Here is a 17088-nt window from a genome sequence, read left to right as displayed (position 1 = left end):
AGAAGTTGAACAGCAGTTAGCTACATCCTTTTTTGAATAATTTCTTTGTGCCCTATAAGTTCTATTCAAAAAAAACCACCTTTTTACAGGTGGTTTATCATGTAATTTTTAGGTTTATTATAAAATTCCATCTACAATTCCATAATCCACAGCCTCGTCTGCGCCCATCCAATAGTCGCGATTAAAGTCTTTCATAACCTTTTCATAAGGTTGACCGCAATTAGCCTCGTAAATTTTAGCAAGGATATCACGTGTCTTAAGTATTTCTTGTGCTGTAATTTCAATATCGGCACTAGTACCTCTTCCACCACCACTAGGCTGGTGAATCATCACTCTACCATGTTTTTGTATAAAACGTCTTCCTTTTTCACCACCAGAAAGTAAAAGAGATCCCATACTAGCTGCTAGACCACTACAAACGGTACTTACAGGACTTTTTATTTCTTGCATAGTATCATATATTGAAAATCCAGCCGTAACATAGCCTCCTGGACTATTGATTACAAATGTTATTTCTTCATTACTTATTGAGTCTAATAAAAGTAATCGGTCTACACAGTGCCTCGCCGACTTGTCATCTACCATTCCCCAAAGAAAAACTTTACGTTGTTCTATAAAATTGTCGTCTATTCTATCTTGAAGTTTGATCGTTTTACTCATGTATGAAATTTATTTAGGCTAAAAATACGTAATTACGCTTTCGCGAAAGCGAGATATAACAAAAATTTACCGCTATATCACTCCTTCGTCTTTGCCATATTCGTTTTTATAAATTTTAATAATTAAAAGTAATAAGCTTACTAATAGTGGACCAAAAACCAATCCGATGAACCCAAACAGTGGAACACCGACCAGTACACCGATTAGGGTAACAACAGGATGGATGTCAGCTAGCTTTTGTTGAACAATCAGTCTAAATACGTTGTCCGTCGCACCTACAACTGCTGCTCCATAAATTAAGATTCCTATAGCTGCTCCTGTATCACCCTTGGCAAAGAGAAGTGCTGCAACAGGTATAATCCCTAAAGCCGTACCAACGAAAGGTATCATGCTACCAATTACAGTTATGACAAACCAAAAAAATGGATTTTCTACTCCAAAAATAAAATAGCCAATAAGTGCCACTATTCCTTGTAGTAGCGCCACCAGTGGTATTCCAATAGCATTTGATTTTACAAGATTGTTGCTTTCTTTTCCTAGTAATTCAATATTTCTTTTTTTAAGAGGTAGGTAAATGAGTATAGCTTCTTTCCATTTTTTGCGATTAATAAGCATAAAATAGAGTATAAAAAACATTACCGAAATGGAGAAAATGGTTTGAAAACCTGAACTTGCAATGTCTTGAATATGTGTTGCAATCCAATCCTGGATAGCTTCCATATTAATGCTGTCTGAAAAACTCATCGACGTTAGTTCTTCCAGCTTTACTAATTCACTTTTAATAGTTTCGGCTATTTTGTTGCTATTATCCAGTGCGGTTTTTACACGACTGCTTAAAAGGTAGGACATACCAGCTAGTGGTATTACTAGTGCGATGAATGTAAGGAGAAGCAACAGTCCTGCTGTAAGACTCGCATTCCAATTTTTTTTCTCTAGCTTAATTTGTAATGGCTCTAGAATAACGTATAGGGTGACTGCTCCCATTATTCCACCTATATAGACCATCATTTCCTTGCTTATAAGAATGAGTAAAGCAACAATGACGGTAAGTATGAATAACTGTCTTATGGTTTCTGGCGGAATGCGGTTGCTCATTTAGTGATTTCTTAAAGCTTCAATTAATTCCTGCTTATCCATCTTGGAACGTCCTTCAATTCCTATTTCTTTTGCTTGATCGTATAGCTCTTCCTTGGTTCTTTCTTCATAGGGTTTTGCTTTACCACCTTTTTCACCGCTATTTTCAGAATTTGCTATTCTTGCAGCTTTTTCCTTACTGTAGCCTTGATCTTTTAAGGCTTCATACTGCTCTTCGTTTTTAATGCTAGGTCTTGACATTTTTATTTTAAAGATACTACGACCTTACACTAGCTAGAGTTAAAAAAGCTGCAATTAGGATTTTTCTAAGAATTTAAGGACTTGTTCAATGACTTCAGGAGTATGTAGGCTGTGACCACCAGTTTTTGATGTGTAAACAGTGCTATTAGTAAAGCCGGTAGCAATATTATCCATCGATTCATAGGGCACGATTAAATCTTTTGTGTCATGAATTAAAAGTACAGGCGTTTGAATCCTTTTTGCAAAGGAAGATGTCTTAAACTCAGCAATGTGGTATCCAAACTTATCCTTTAAAAGTTGATCGAGAAGATTCCATACTCGCCTGTTGAACCCTACTACTTGTTGATAACCTTTCATGATAACCTCTAGCTCATCAGGACTGCCTAAAAGAATTATTTTATTTATGAAGTCGTGAGGTGTTTCGCTTTCTTGTAATACAGTAGCCATAGCGCCTACACTATGAGCTATTACAACTTCTGGTTGATATAACTCGATAATACTTCTTATAACCCTAGAGTATTTAATCGCGTTAAAAAATTTACCAGTAGTTTTACCATGAGCCGGTGCATCTATGGCGATGATGTTGTAATCTTTTTTTTGTAAGGGTTCTATTAAATAGCGCCATCTTGCGCTATTTGATTCCCATCCATGAGGTAATAGAATGGTAGGTCCATTTCCTTGCCAATGGTAAAGCATTACTAAACCGTCTTCATACGCAACACGTTGTTGACGAGCGGTATTTAAAAATTCTTGCTGTTGTGATGTTATAAATCCCTTTCTTGGGATGCTGAAGACGTCTAGTGCAAGTTGAGCTGCTTTTTTGGGTGCTATTACCGCAAGGATATTAAAATAAAAGCCATACAACTTTGGTATGGCCTTAGATAAGAATTTTTTCATGGTACTCTTTTTACCAGCTTACAAATACGTGAACCGGTTTTTCATTACCAGGAATCATTGTTTTTTCTACCGTGGCACTCATATCGTACTTAACTTCTACCGGTAAATTATCCTTGCTTACTGTAAAATAAAAATTTTGATCATTGACCCATACTACCGCATCGTCAATCATGTTATCTACATTAGAGATTTTGTAAGCAGCAGCGATTTCCTTAAAGGTACTGTTGATTGTTATTCCTTTTTCGGTCTTATAGCGATCATCGTGTATTCTAATATTGGCTATAGTTGATGTGCTATCCAGAGCTTGTAAAGGAGAGATGGATAACAAGTGCTTACCACCTTTCTCATATACTTCAATATCAGCTGCTCCATTAGAAAATTCATCTCCTTTAATAGGGTTAATAATACTATCATTTGCAAATAAGCTGTCTAATTGGTACACTTTAGTATCTTTTGTGATGTGTCCTACGCGATCTTTATTCCATTCAAAAGGATCTTGTGTTTTACCACAACTAGTTAAAACGGCAGCTATTACAGCAATAAAAAGTAATTTCTTCATAATTTTCATTCTACCGCAAAAGTAGGAATTTGAGTTGTTACTTAATTGGTTTTTAAGATTATTTAAGCGCTTTACCTAAAATTCCTAAAACGCCCTTATAAATGTAGCGCTTGTAAGAACTTTTACAATTGGGTTTTGCCTTGTGCTTCTTCTCGAGCTCGATCTACTCGCTTTTTCCTTTTCTTTTTTAGCTTTTTCTTTTATGTCTTCCTCGTGGGCTCGTTCTATTTTAGCTTGTAAAATTTCTTCGGCACTTTCTCTATTAATATCCTCGTTGTACTTGTCTGTCAATTCCGAATCTGCAATTAAATCCGATAACTCTCTATCGGTAAGTACGTCCATTCTACTTTCAGGAGCTCTTAATAGGGTAGCGGCAAGTGGACTAGGTCTTCCTTTTTCATCTAGAGCGCTTATTAAAGCTTCTCCTATTCCAAGTGAAGTTAAAACCTCTGCAGTGTCATAAAAATCGGTTTCTGGATAATTTTGTGCAGTCAGTTTTATCGCTTTTCGATCTTTAGCGGTAAATGCTCTTAAAGCATGCTGGACTTTTAATCCCAGTTGACTTAATACACCATCAGGGATATCAGTAGGATTTTGAGTCACAAAGTACAAACCTATCCCTTTACTACGAATCAATTTTACGATGCTTTCGATTTGATCTAGTAATGCTTTACTAGCATTGTCAAATATGAGGTGAGCTTCATCAATGAATAAAATTAATTCAGGTTTGTCGCTATCACCTTGCTCTGGAAAAGTAGAGTAAATCTCAGCAAGTAATGAAAGCATGAAGGTAGAAAATAACTTGGGTCTGTCTTGAATATCAGTAAGTCGAATTACATTGACATATCCGTGTCCGTTTTTATCCTTGCGAACTAAGTCTTTTACCTCAAAGCTGCGTTCGCCAAAAAACCTATCAGCACCTTGTTGCTCCAGTTCTATTAATTTTCTTAGAATTGCTCCAGTTGATGAAGTTGAAATGCGGCCGTAATTTTCAGTAAATTCTGCTTTCCCAGCACCAGTAGCATATTGCAAGACTTTTCTTAAGTCATTTAAATCTAATAAAGGCAATTTATTATCATCACAATATTTAAAAACTACAGAGATAATTCCTGCTTGGGTTTCAGTAACATCTAGTATTCTAGAGAGCAGTACAGGTCCAAATTCACTTACTGTCGCTCTTAGTCTAATTCCGTCTTGTTCTGATATGGTCATTATTTCGACTGGCGACTTACGTTTTTTAAAATCTAACCCAATCTTTTTATGTCTTTCGTCAATTTTGGGATGACCTGGACTTTCTGCGGCTATACCAGATAAATCACCTTTGATATCCATTAGTAGACTAGGAACACCTTGTTGAGAAAGCTGCTCTGCAATGATTTGTAATGTTTTGGTTTTTCCTGTACCAGTAGCTCCTGCGATCAGGCCGTGGCGGTTCATTGTTTTAAGAGGGATTTTTACATGTGATCCTGTAATCGCTTCACCATCTAACATGGCGGCGCCCATTACAATGCTTTCACCTTTCGGATTATAACCAGTAGAAATTACTTCAATGAATTTTTCTCTATTACTCATCTATTACAGTATATATGATTGAGGTAAAAATATAATCATTTGTTTAACTATGAAAAAAAGGAAGTCTATAAAAAGGATAATATCTATATGTGGTTGTGGAAATAAGATGATTCCATCAATATAAGTTATCGTGATTTACTTATGTTACCTACCAATATATTGTATTTTTGTGGCATGAATCAAGAAGTAGTGCAGGATCAAGTAGAAAAAGGCCTTATGTTGCCATTAATGGAAGAATTCTACACGATTCAAGGAGAAGGATCACATACAGGAAGAGCGGCTTACTTTATAAGAGTAGGCGGTTGTGATGTAGGTTGTCATTGGTGTGATGTAAAGGAAAGTTGGGATCCAGAGAAACATCCACCTACTGCTATAGATCAAATTATAGAAAACGCTTCAAAATACAGTAAAACAATTGTGATTACTGGTGGAGAACCGCTCACTTGGGATATGGGACCATTAACCCAAGGTCTTAAAGAAAGACAAATGCAGGTGCATATTGAAACTAGTGGAGCCTATCCGTTAACGGGTGATTGGGATTGGATTTGTTTATCTCCTAAAAAGGTAAAAATGCCTGTTCCTGAAATATATCCTAAAGCCCATGAGCTTAAAGTGATTGTATACAATAAACATGATTTCGCTTTCGCGAAAGCGGAAGCAGAAAAAGTTTCTTCAAGTTGTAAATTATACATACAACCAGAATGGTCGGTGAGAGAAAAAATGATCCCATTAATTACAGATTTTGTGATGCAAAATCCTGAATGGCAAGTCTCTTTACAAACACATAAATATTTAAATATTCCTTAAAAAGCGTATTTAGAGCAGTTTTAAAACACTTTTTTCAAACACAAGTGTATTAATACTGTTGATAACTTCGTTTATTAAAAGCTCTAAAATCAATTATTTACTTTAATTGGTTGTTATCTTTGTTTTTGTAGCAAATTTTATACAGACAAATGAGCGAAGAAAACAAGAAGAATTATGGTGCCGATTCTATTCAGGCACTTGAAGGAATGGAGCACGTGCGCATGCGTCCTTCTATGTATATTGGAGATGTAGGAGTAAGAGGTTTACACCATTTAGTTTATGAGGTGGTAGACAATTCCATTGATGAGGCGCTAGCTGGTCATTGTGATAATATCGAAGTTATTATTAATGAAAACAACAGTATTACTGTAACTGACGACGGTCGTGGTATTCCTGTAGGTATTCATAAAAAAGAAGGAGTAAGTGCACTTGAAGTTGTAATGACTAAAATTGGTGCCGGAGGAAAATTTGATAAAGACTCCTATAAGGTTTCTGGTGGATTGCATGGTGTAGGTGTAAGTTGTGTTAACGCACTTTCTGATCACTTGAAGGCAACAGTGCATCGTGATGGAAAAATTTGGGAGCAAGAATACGAGAGAGGTAAATCTCTTTATCCCGTAAAAGCAGTTGGTGATACTGATAAAACAGGTACTGTAGTAACCTTCCTGCCGGATCGCAGTATTTTTCAACAAACCACAACTTATAGTTATGATACTCTTGCAAATCGTTTAAGAGAACTAGCATACCTTAATAAAGGAATCACAATCATACTTACCGACAAAAGAGAAACCGAGGAAGATGGTTCCTTTAAAGGTGAGACATTTCATTCTCAAGAAGGACTTAAAGAATTTATACGTTTCCTAGATGATACCAGACATCCAATAATCGAGGATGTAATCTCTATGGAAGGCGAGAAAAATGGTATTCCTGTTGAAGTAGCTATGATTTATAATGATAGTTATGCAGAGAATTTACATTCTTATGTGAATAACATTAATACGCACGAAGGTGGTACTCATTTAAGTGGTTTTCGTCGTGGATTAACAGGAACGCTTAAAAAATATGCCGACAACTCGGGAATGTTGGATAAATTGAAGTTTGATATCACAGGAGATGACTTCCGTGAAGGTCTTACAGCTATCGTTTCTGTTAAAGTTGCCGAACCTCAATTTGAAGGTCAAACAAAAACTAAATTAGGTAACAGGGAAGTTACAAGTGCTGTCTCGCAAGCGGTATCTCAAATGCTAGAAGATTATCTTGAAGAGCATCCTAATGATGCCAAGGTAATTGTACAAAAGGTGATTCTTGCAGCACAAGCAAGACATGCTGCTCGCAAGGCTCGCGAAATGGTACAGCGTAAAACCGTAATGAGTGGTGGTGGACTGCCAGGTAAATTATCTGACTGTTCTGAAACCGACCCTACTTTATGTGAAGTATTTCTTGTTGAGGGAGATTCTGCAGGTGGTACAGCTAAACAAGGTCGTGACCGTAATTTTCAAGCTATACTTCCATTACGAGGAAAGATTTTGAACGTTGAAAAAGCGATGTCACATAAGGTCTTTGAAAACGAAGAAATCCGAAACATTTTTACAGCACTAGGTGTTACTATAGGTACTGAAGAAGATTCTAAAGCCTTAAATTTAGAAAAGTTGCGCTATCATAAAATTGTCATCATGTGTGATGCCGATGTTGATGGTTCTCACATTTCTACTTTAATTTTGACATTCTTCTTCCGTTACATGAAGGAGTTGATTGAGAACGGTTACGTGTATATCGCAACACCGCCACTATACCTAGTTAAAAAAGGAGCTAAAAAACGTTATGCTTGGAATGATAAAGAGCGTGATGAAATCGCCGAAAGTTTCGGTGGTGGAGCAAACATTCAACGTTATAAGGGTCTTGGAGAAATGAATGCAGATCAGTTGTGGGATACCACTATGAATCCAGAATTCAGAACTCTAAGAAGGATTACAATTGATAGTATGCCCGAGGCTGATCGTATTTTCTCAATGTTAATGGGTGATGAGGTGCCGCCTCGTCGTGAGTTTATAGAGAAAAATGCGGTTTATGCTAACATTGATGCATAACAACATTTCAACTTAATTAAGCGCCTTTACCGAATGGTAAGGGCGTTTTTGTTTACTAAAAAGACCGTTTTAAGTAATTTTGTCTTTCTTTGCGATTAAATATTTATGTTATGAAGAATACGATATTCATATTATGTGTTTTGTTCGCTTTCGCGAAAGCGAAATCACAAGATAATTTTTCAGAAATACTTGCAGCCGGTGTTGATGCTGCAAATCTATACGCAAAAGATTATGCTACACCTGCAGCAGAATCTCTTACCTTTAATATAGCATCTGGATGGTACGATGATGCTCGAGTGTTGAAACCAGGTAAATTCAAAATTCAATTACGAGCACAGGCAACATTTACCCCAGATGAGAAAAAGACGTTTTTACTGGATCCTACAGAATATGAGCGCATTATTCAAGAAAGTTATAATAATACCAATGGACCTGCAGCCAATATTAATGTTTCGTTTGGCGATGGCTCAACAACTCCTAGGTTAATCGCAACCGCACTAGGAGAAAATGAAATGCCACAACAACTGGTTGTGGAATCTAGAGAAGCCAATACAGGAGCATTGTTACAAAGAGATGAGATTGATCTAGCTCAAGGTTTAAGTTCAGAAGGATTAGAATTTGTTCCTACTGCTTTCTTACAAGCAGGAGTAGGATTAGGCGCAGGTCTTGAACTTAAAGCCAGATTTGTTCCAAAGGTAAAAACAGATGAATTTGAAACTGGATTTTACGGTGGTGCTTTACAATGGGAGTTTACTAAACTTTTTGATAGAGAAGATGGTAATGGTGTAATTAATGGTGCTCCCATCACTATATCGGCTCTTGTGGGCTACAGTAGGTTAGATGCTTCTTATGATTTTGAAGATGGTGCAATTGTAGATGGAAGAGATCAAAGTATAGAAACTCAAGTCGACGTTTTTAATGTAAGTTTAATCACCGGTACAAACTGGGATGTTTTTAATTTATACGGTGGTATCAATTATATTTCTGGAAGTACAGAGACAAGACTATTAGGAGATTACACTTTTACCAGCAATACTGTTATTTTCCCTGTAAGTACCACGGTGAGTGATCCTGTGACAGTAGAGTCTGATACAACAGGGTTATTAGGAACTGTAGGTGCAAAATTAACTTTGGGAGCATTTAATTTACATGCAGATTATACCTTTGGTGAATTCAATACGGCTACTGCGTCTATTTTTGTTCGATTATAATCGTGTACCACCTACTTTTACAAGGAATTATGAACACAATTAAGTTTCATAGGTTATTTTTGTAGGACTATTGAAAAATACATTTAATTTAACTAAAATCATACATAAATGAAAGTTACCGTAGTAGGAGCTGGAGCAGTAGGTGCCAGCTGTGCAGAGTATATCGCAATTAAAAATTTTGCAAGTGAGGTAGTGTTACTTGATATTAAGGAAGGTTTTGCCGAAGGTAAAGCTATGGACTTAATGCAAACCGCATCTCTTAATAATTTTGATACAAAAATCACAGGAACTACTGGTGACTATTCAAAAACTGCAGGTAGTGATATCGCAGTAATTACTTCGGGTATTCCTAGAAAACCAGGAATGACTCGTGAGGAATTAATAGGAATTAATGCAGGTATCGTAAAATCTGTAGCAGCTAGTCTAGTAGAACAGTCACCTAATGTAATTCTTATTGTGGTTTCTAATCCTATGGATACCATGACTTATCTAGCACACCAAGTAACTGGTCTACCTAAAAATAGAATTATAGGTATGGGTGGTGCCCTAGATAGTGCTAGATTTAAGTACCGTCTAGCTGAAGCTCTTGAAGCGCCAATAAGCGATGTTGATGGTATGGTAATCGGTGGGCACTCTGATAAAGGAATGGTCCCATTAACAAGATTAGCTACTCGTAATTCTGTGCCAGCAAGTGAATTTCTTTCTGAGGAAAGACTAGAGCAAGTTCTTCAGGATACAAAGGTAGGTGGAGCAACTCTTACAAAATTACTGGGTACTAGTGCTTGGTATGCTCCAGGTGCAGCAGTATCTGGTCTTGTACAGGCTATTGCTTGTGACCAAAAGAAAATCTTCCCTTGTAGTGCTTTGTTAGAAGGTGAATATGGATTGTCTGATCTTTGTATAGGTGTTCCAGTTGTTTTAGGTGCAAATGGGATAGAAAAGATCGTAGAAATTGAATTGAGTGATGCAGAAAGAAGTGCATTAACTGAAAGTGCAGAAGGTGTTAAGAAAACAAATGGATTGTTGGCTTAAACTATCTACATAATACAATATAAACCGCTTCAATGTTGAAGCGGTTTTTTTTATCATCATTTTTAAACTTTAAGCGATTCTTAAGTAAAGATTGATGTTGGTTTTATCGCTTTCGCGAAAGCGTACTTAACAAAATCGTTTTTTAAATAGATTCCTTTTATGGAATCCTAAATATTGTGTAATCGCCTTGTATGTAATGAATTACTAATAAAGTGGGTTGTGGTGAATAGCTGTTAGAGTATACTTAAATAAAGAGCTGGAAAGTGTTATATTTGGCGCGTGAGAATGAAATGGATCTTATCAATTATCGCTAGCCTATTTTTAATAGGCGTGTGTGCTTATTATTCACCTGAAGAGGTTGAGTATAAAGTGGAGATAGGATTTACTAGTAATGTTACCAGAGATTTTCAAAATGCTGTTTTTGAAGAGGTAGCACAATATTTAAAAACTACTAACGAGGACATTACACTTATTAGAAGTGGTAATTCTATCAAAATTGAGCTAAGAAGTGATTCGGAAAATGCGGAAAAGTGGCGAGCTCAGGTTGCTCAGATTGTTCAGAATTACTTTACCATTCGATTACAAGGCTATGAGGGATCTGTAGATGTTTCCGTAGCTCAAGTTCTTGAAAATGAAATTCCTTCTTCTGGTTTAGGCGATGATGTAGTAGTCTTTGAAATGAAAAACTCTTTAGAGAGAACTCCTCAAAGCGTGCTTCATGCCATTGAGTTAGAGGCCTGGATTCTAAGCGGTAATTATAGATTAACAGCACATACATTTAATAATTACAATTCAGGTATTTCGGGATCTTTTATAGATCAACTACCCGATAGTCGCGCGGGACCTATCGCATTTGTATAATCGTTTAAACTATTACGATGATGGTAGTAATAGTTTATTCTTACCATCACTTAACAGATTAAAATCTGTTACCAATTATCAATTAATTTATAGAAATCATGCAAAACAAAGGATTGATCAGATTTTTTGCGATCATTTTTGCTGTAGTAAGTATTTACCAACTTACCTACACATTTATTACAAACAAGGTAGAAGACGATGCAGAAGCATACGCAGCTACCGTAGTTCCAGCAGATGCTGAGAACAAATCACAACTTAAAAGCGAAGCAGTAAAAAGTTACTTAGATTCAGTAGCTAAGAAAGACGTTTGGGGTGGTTATACCGATTATGAAAGTGCCAAAAAGCAAGAGCTTAAAAAAGGTCTGGATTTAAAAGGTGGTATTAACGTAATTCTTCAAATTTCAGTAAAAGACATTCTTATCGGAATGGCAGATGAGTCAAATGACCCTGCATTTAGAAAAGCTCTTGCTGCTGCAGACGAGCGTATTAAGGATGGACAAGATGACTACATTAATTATTTCCTGGAAGAATTTAATAAGATTGAAGGAGCGCAACTAGCATCTCCAGATATTTTTGGAACGCCAGAAATGGAAGATGCATTTGAAATTGATTTTCAATCTTCTAATGCAGATGTAGCTGCTGTACTTAAAGAGGAATTAAAAGACTATTTGACTAGTGCTCTTGATGTAATTAGAAAACGTATTGACCAATTTGGTACTACTCAACCAAATATTCAACAACTAGGGACATCGGGTCGTGTATTAATTGAATTACCAGGAGAAACCGATGTAAAACGTATTAAAGATATTCTTACTAAAGCTGCTCAGTTAGAGTTTTGGCATGTTTACAAGCAAGGTGAGATTAGTGATTATATTGTTGCTTCTAATAATTATTGGAAAGAAAAATTAGCGGCTACTAGTAATGTAGTTGAGGCTGATGCTGTTGCAGCAGATTCAACAGTTGTTGAAGAAGAAGATCCTGCTGACTTAAGTGCGCTTTTAGATGGTGATGATGAGACAAGCGAAGAGGTAGCAGAAACTAATTTAGACGAAAATCCAATTTTAGGAAGGTTAGTTCGTCCATCATTTATTGGTGGTTTGGGAGTTTTCCGCGCAAGCGATATTGATCTTATTTTAGATTATTTAAATGATCCTCAATCAAGAGCTAGACTTTCTCCTGAAACTCGTAATGCAAAATTTGCTTTTACTTTACCTACCCTTGATGAAAATTTAGGATTTGAAGTATCAGATTTATTTGCTCTTGTTGGTAACGCAGAAGATGAAGCGCCACTTGCTGGTGGTGTTATAACGGATGCTAAACAAGATTATGATCTTGGTGCAAAAGTGATCGTGAGTATGACGATGAACGGCGAAGGTTCAAAGGTTTGGGAAGAAATGACTGGATATGCCTTTAACAATCGTTCACAAGTTGCGGTTGTTTTAGACAACACCGTTTACAGTGCGCCTAGTGTAACAACAGGTCCAATCTCTGGTGGAAGTACTCAAATTTCAGGAAGCTTTACTGTTCAAGAAGCTAAAGATCTTGCTACAGTTTTAAGAGCTGGTAAATTACCTGCAAAAGCAGAAATTATTCAAAGTGATGTAATTGGACCATCATTAGGGCAAGAAGCTATTGATAGTGGTTTAATGTCATTTGCACTGGCACTTATTTTAGTTCTTATATGGATGTTCTTCTACTATGGTAGAGCAGGTTTATATGCTGATATAGCACTTGTGGTAAACATCTTATTCATATTTGGAGCATTAGCATCTTTAAAAGCAGTTCTTACTTTACCTGGTATCGCCGGTATCGTACTTACAATTGGTATTTCGGTTGATGCTAACGTACTTATATTTGAACGTATACGTGAAGAACTTGCTAAGGGTAAATCACAAGCCGATAGTATTAAAGATGGATTTAATAATGCATTAAGTTCCATTTTAGATGCGAACATTACTACATTGTTAACCGCTATCATACTTTACATTTTTGGAACAGGTCCTATTCAAGGATTTGCAACTACCTTAATGATTGGTATTCTTACTTCGTTATTTACAGCTGTATTTATTACTAGATTATTTGTTGATGGTTACGTTAAGAATGGTAAAACGTTGACGTTTGCATCTGGTGTAACAAAGAATTGGTTTAGAAATGTAAATATTGACTTCTTGAAGAAGAGAAAGGTAGCTTATTTAATTTCTTTGGTGGTTGTTATAGGTTCTATTGCTTCTTTGGCAATCAATAAATTAAACTTAGGAATTGATTTCTCAGGTGGTCGTACGTATGTCGTTCGATTTGATCAAGAAGTAAATGCTACTGAGATTACTAAAATATTAAGCTCAGAGGATTTCTTAGGTTCTGCCGAGGCTAAAACTTATGGTGATGCGAATCAGCTTAAAATCAGTACAAAGTATGGTATTGATCAAGACGACAGTGTTATAAGTGATGAGATTGAAAACAAGTTGTATGTGGCTCTTAAAGATTTCTTACCGGCTGATATGACTCAAGCGCAATTTGCAGATGTAGGTTCTGAAGTAAAAACATCAGGAATTATGTCTAACTTCCAAGTAGGTCCTACTATCGCCGATGATATTCTTAAAGGGTCTATCTATGCGATTTTAGGTTCATTGGCAGTTGTATTCTTATATATTCTAATACGTTTTAAGAGATGGCAATTCTCTTTAGGAGCAGTTGTTGCTGTTTTCCACGATGTGGCTATAGTTCTTGGTGTATTCTCTGCGTTGTACAAGATTTTACCTTTCAATATGGAGATAGATCAAGCATTTATTGCAGCTATTCTTACGGTAATTGGTTACTCACTTAATGATACAGTTGTAGTTTTTGATAGAATTAGGGAATTTATCAATGAAAGAACTGGAATGGCATTTGGTGAAACGGTTAATAGAGCGATTAGTAGTACTATATCGCGTACATTGAATACCTCGTTAACTACTTTAATTGTCCTGCTTGCTATTTTTACTTTCGGTGGTGAGTCTATTAGAGGATTTATGTTTGCTTTAATTGTAGGTGTGGTTGTAGGTACATATTCTTCTGTTTTCATTGCGACTCCTGTAATGTATGACACAATCAAAAAATCAAATGGTAAAATTGAAGCCGATAAAAAGGTTGAAGAATAAATTCAATTAGATATTAGTAAGAAAAGCCTCTTAATTAATTAAGAGGCTTTTTTCTTTATATGATCAGTTCAATAGTATGACTGATCGTTGTAAATATTATGTTAATTCAATTTAGAAAAATTACTAAATAAATGCGACAAAATGATTAATTTGCAGTTTCAATACATAGTAAACCAAAACCTATGAAACTTAACATCTTAACTTTTCTTGCATTTTTATTTATAAGCGTTGGGGTAAGTGCTCAGAACACCTTTATAATGAATGATGCTAATTACACTTCCTGTTCCGGAAGTTTTACCGATTCTGGTGATTTAACAGGTAATTATTCTAACGGAGAATCCTTTGTAACAACAATATGTTCTCCATTTCCATTGGACGCTATTCAAGTATCCTTTAATTCTTTTGATTTAGCCTCTGGAGATTTACTTATCATTTATGATGGAGACACCGCTACAAGTCCAATCATTGGGGTGTTTTTAGGTACTAATTCACCAGGTACGGTGATTGCTTCACCACCTGCTACAAATCCGTCAGGTTGTTTAACTTTTAGATTTATATCCGATTCATCCAATACAGCTCCAGGATGGGAAGGTACTATTCAATGTGTAACTAATTGTCAATCTATTAGTAACACTGTTACTACTACACCTGCGCCAGACGGTGACGGTATTATTAGAGTATGTCAAGGTGATACAGTATCTTTTACTGGGACTACACAATTCAGTCAAGATAGTACTGGAGCTACCTATGAATTCAGACTTGCAGATGGAACTGTAGTTTCTGGTCAATCTGCTTCGGAGGTATATAATTCACCTGGAATTTATGAGATTGATTATGTTGCGTTTGATCAATTAGGCTGTCGTGATAGACAAACTATCGATGCAACTGTAATAGTAAGTACTACACCTGATTTTTCTGGTGTTGTAGCTGCAGATACTTCCCTTTGTTTTGGAGAGTCCACGACTATAACTGGTAACGTATCAACTACTCAATTTTTTGCTGATGTTGCTCCTCCAATAACGGGACAGACTTTTCTTCCGGACGGAAGCGGTGTAGCCTACCAAACTTGTATTGATGTTACAGGATTTCCTGCAGGTTCTACATTTGCAAGCGCTAGTGATTTAGTTAATGTATTTATAGATATTGAGCACTCCTACATGGGCGATTTAGATATTACTTTGACGGCTCCAAACGGATCTCAAGTAAAGTTTTTAACCTATCCTAATTCCGGTGGTGGACGCTTTCTAGGTAATGCATTAGACGATGGTACTACAACTCCAGGTGTAGGTTTTGTTTATACATTTACTGAAGCTGCAACTCAAACTTTGGATCAATCAACTGGACCAGTTGCATTTGGAACTCCTATGCCTGCTGGTAGTTACTCTCCAGAGGATCCATTCTCTAACTTTATAGGTACACCTCTTAATGGTTTGTGGTGTTTAGATATCGTTGATAATTTATCTATTGATAATGGATATATTTTTGAATGGGGAATTAACTTTAATCCTGCCATTATTCCAGCTGCTGGTAGTTATGAGCCTTCTGAGGTGCTTACTGAATGGCAAACCAATGCAGATATCACTGCTCAAACTGGAAATGATATTACAGTAACGCCTAGCGTTGCCGGACAAAATTGTTACAGTATTGATTTTACAGATGATTTCGGATGTACTTATACAGAAACTATTTGTATAGATGTTGCTCCTGAAATTACGTCGACTACTCCTAATGATATTATAGTTTGTCAATCCTCTGGTGCTGCAACTGTTGATCTTACTGTAAGAAATACAGATGTCCTTAACGGTCTCGATGCAACTTTGTATGATGTTACTTTTTATAATTCACAAGCCGATGCAGATGCCGATTCTAATCCTATTTTAAACAGTACGGCTTATAATGTCACAACAAACGAAACTGTTTTTGTGAGAATAACTGATAATACTTCTGGTTGTTTTAATACGGAAACGCTTGATGTTACCTATAATACATCAGCATTTAATTCAGTAAATGACCTTGAGGCATGTGACGATCTATCGGCAGACGGTATTGAAAATTTTGATTTAACAAGTCAAGAAGCTGGTATTCTAGGTTCTCAAGATCCTGCTGATTATGTAGTTTCTTATTTTAATACTCAAGCTGATGCTGACGCAAATACCAATGCTATCACAACGCCACAATCTTATGATAATGTTTCAAATCCTGAAACAATTTATGTAAGGGTTTCTAATGCACAGGATCAAGATTGTTATGCAACAGGTACGTTTGATCTAGTTGTTCTTGATTTACCGAATATAGGAACAGCGTCTGATCTTACAGAATGTGATAATGCGCCACTGGACTTAAGAACTGCATTTGTATTATCAGCTCAAGATAATGCCATTTTAAATGGTTTGAGCCCAGCTAGCTATTCTGTCACGTATCACCTTTCTTTAACGGATGCCGAGGCAGGATCAGGATCATTATCAGATACAGATGATATCAATGATGGATCTACTATATACGCTAGATTAACAGATGCTAATACCGGATGTTTCAATGTATCAACCTTTGATGTAGAAGTTGAGACATGTGAGGTGATTTTACCAGAAGGTTTCTCTCCAAATGGAGATACTATAAATGACACTTTTGTTATACCAAATATTGAACAGTTTACAAATTTTGAACTTAAGGTCTTTAATCGTTATGGTACGGTTATTTATGAAACTAGAGCTCAAAACTACCAGGAGTTTGCAGGTATACCTAATAAAGGACCGCTAGCTGGTGATGGTTTATTACCCGTAGGTACTTACTTCTATACGATTCAATTTAATGATAGCGACGTTGAAGATGTAGCTAGATGGTTGTATATTAATTATTAAACTTGACCTATAGATAGATTTTGAACTGTCTTTAGTCTCTCATAAAAAAACCTCTTTGAATCAATTCAAAGA

12 protein-coding genes and 1 pseudogene are annotated in these 17088 nt (G+C 36.2%); 7 read left to right on the top strand and 6 right to left on the bottom strand.

Annotated elements, in window-relative coordinates:
• Nucleotides 1-117: 117 nt before the first annotated feature.
• The 6 genes and pseudogenes from BST91_RS08920 to BST91_RS08895 all read right to left on the bottom strand — a co-directional run bounded on the left by BST91_RS08920 (nucleotide 118) and on the right by BST91_RS08895 (nucleotide 5023).
• Entirely contained in the window at nucleotides 118-660 is a 543-nt protein-coding gene (locus BST91_RS08920) for a ClpP family protease (RefSeq protein ID WP_042277452.1), read from the bottom strand.
• Between the two features lie 72 nt (nucleotides 661-732).
• Complete coding sequence (locus BST91_RS08915; RefSeq protein WP_085775190.1) at nucleotides 733-1755, bottom strand: AI-2E family transporter; 1023 nt, start codon at nucleotides 1753-1755, stop codon at nucleotides 733-735.
• A complete protein-coding gene (locus BST91_RS08910; protein ID WP_042277457.1) occupies nucleotides 1756-1995 on the bottom strand; it encodes a DUF7218 family protein in 240 nt (79 codons plus the stop codon). It lies immediately after the preceding gene.
• A 54-nt stretch (nucleotides 1996-2049) separates the two neighbouring features.
• A complete protein-coding gene (locus tag BST91_RS08905; protein WP_169709772.1) occupies nucleotides 2050-2892 on the bottom strand; it encodes an alpha/beta fold hydrolase in 843 nt (280 codons plus the stop codon).
• A 10-nt stretch (nucleotides 2893-2902) separates the two neighbouring features.
• A complete protein-coding gene (locus BST91_RS08900) occupies nucleotides 2903-3451 on the bottom strand; it encodes a membrane lipoprotein lipid attachment site-containing protein (RefSeq protein WP_085775189.1) in 549 nt (182 codons plus the stop codon).
• Between the two features lie 58 nt (nucleotides 3452-3509).
• Nucleotides 3510-5023: pseudogene (locus tag BST91_RS08895) on the bottom strand (helicase HerA-like domain-containing protein).
• Nucleotides 5024-5197: 174 nt separating this feature from the next.
• On the opposite strand from BST91_RS08895, the gene BST91_RS08890 reads away from it, so the two are divergent.
• From BST91_RS08890 to BST91_RS08860, 7 genes are all read left to right on the top strand, one after another.
• Nucleotides 5198-5830 carry a 7-carboxy-7-deazaguanine synthase QueE gene (locus BST91_RS08890; RefSeq protein WP_042277464.1) on the top strand — a complete coding sequence of 211 codons (633 nt, stop codon included), beginning with the start codon at nucleotides 5198-5200 and terminating at the stop codon, nucleotides 5828-5830.
• A 149-nt stretch (nucleotides 5831-5979) separates the two neighbouring features.
• Nucleotides 5980-7917, top strand: a complete 1938-nt coding sequence (gyrB, locus tag BST91_RS08885; protein WP_085775188.1) for a DNA topoisomerase (ATP-hydrolyzing) subunit B — start codon at nucleotides 5980-5982, stop codon at nucleotides 7915-7917.
• A gap of 110 nt (nucleotides 7918-8027) precedes the next feature.
• On the top strand, nucleotides 8028-9128 hold the full coding sequence (locus tag BST91_RS08880; protein ID WP_042277466.1) for a DUF6588 family protein: 1101 nt from the start codon (nucleotides 8028-8030) through the stop codon (nucleotides 9126-9128).
• A gap of 108 nt (nucleotides 9129-9236) precedes the next feature.
• A complete protein-coding gene (gene mdh / locus BST91_RS08875) occupies nucleotides 9237-10160 on the top strand; it encodes a malate dehydrogenase (RefSeq protein WP_042277468.1) in 924 nt (307 codons plus the stop codon).
• Nucleotides 10161-10445: 285 nt separating this feature from the next.
• The gene (locus BST91_RS08870; RefSeq protein WP_085775187.1) at nucleotides 10446-11021 is read left to right on the top strand and encodes a hypothetical protein; all 576 of its coding nucleotides are present in this window, start codon (nucleotides 10446-10448) and stop codon (nucleotides 11019-11021) included.
• A 98-nt stretch (nucleotides 11022-11119) separates the two neighbouring features.
• Nucleotides 11120-14158 (top strand): protein translocase subunit SecDF, encoded by a 3039-nt coding sequence (gene secDF, locus BST91_RS08865; protein WP_085775186.1) that lies wholly within the window; start codon nucleotides 11120-11122, stop codon nucleotides 14156-14158.
• A 182-nt stretch (nucleotides 14159-14340) separates the two neighbouring features.
• Complete coding sequence (locus BST91_RS08860; RefSeq protein ID WP_085775185.1) at nucleotides 14341-17016, top strand: T9SS type B sorting domain-containing protein; 2676 nt, start codon at nucleotides 14341-14343, stop codon at nucleotides 17014-17016.
• Nucleotides 17017-17088: the final 72 nt, after the last annotated feature.

The organism is Nonlabens tegetincola, from assembly GCF_002117085.1.
Taxonomy (GTDB): domain Bacteria; phylum Bacteroidota; class Bacteroidia; order Flavobacteriales; family Flavobacteriaceae; genus Nonlabens; species Nonlabens tegetincola.
The sequence above is the reverse complement of the archived record's forward strand: the minus strand, read 5'-3'. Positions and strand labels throughout refer to the sequence as shown.

Excerpts from the sequence above, each read along its gene's own strand:
- BST91_RS08890 (WP_042277464.1), top strand. The coding sequence starts at position 5,198 with ATGAATCAAGAAGTAGTGCAGGATCAAGTAGAAAAAGGCCTTATGTTG.
- BST91_RS08920 (WP_042277452.1), bottom strand. The coding sequence starts at position 660 with ATGAGTAAAACGATCAAACTTCAAGATAGAATAGACGACAATTTTATA.
- BST91_RS08915 (WP_085775190.1), bottom strand. The coding sequence starts at position 1,755 with ATGAGCAACCGCATTCCGCCAGAAACCATAAGACAGTTATTCATACTT.
- BST91_RS08900 (WP_085775189.1), bottom strand. The coding sequence starts at position 3,451 with ATGAAGAAATTACTTTTTATTGCTGTAATAGCTGCCGTTTTAACTAGT.
- BST91_RS08860 (WP_085775185.1), top strand. The coding sequence starts at position 14,341 with ATGAAACTTAACATCTTAACTTTTCTTGCATTTTTATTTATAAGCGTT.
- BST91_RS08910 (WP_042277457.1), bottom strand. The coding sequence starts at position 1,995 with ATGTCAAGACCTAGCATTAAAAACGAAGAGCAGTATGAAGCCTTAAAA.
- gyrB (WP_085775188.1), top strand. The coding sequence starts at position 5,980 with ATGAGCGAAGAAAACAAGAAGAATTATGGTGCCGATTCTATTCAGGCA.
- BST91_RS08905 (WP_169709772.1), bottom strand. The coding sequence starts at position 2,892 with ATGAAAAAATTCTTATCTAAGGCCATACCAAAGTTGTATGGCTTTTAT.
- BST91_RS08870 (WP_085775187.1), top strand. The coding sequence starts at position 10,446 with ATGAAATGGATCTTATCAATTATCGCTAGCCTATTTTTAATAGGCGTG.
- mdh (WP_042277468.1), top strand. The coding sequence starts at position 9,237 with ATGAAAGTTACCGTAGTAGGAGCTGGAGCAGTAGGTGCCAGCTGTGCA.
- BST91_RS08880 (WP_042277466.1), top strand. The coding sequence starts at position 8,028 with ATGAAGAATACGATATTCATATTATGTGTTTTGTTCGCTTTCGCGAAA.
- secDF (WP_085775186.1), top strand. The coding sequence starts at position 11,120 with ATGCAAAACAAAGGATTGATCAGATTTTTTGCGATCATTTTTGCTGTA.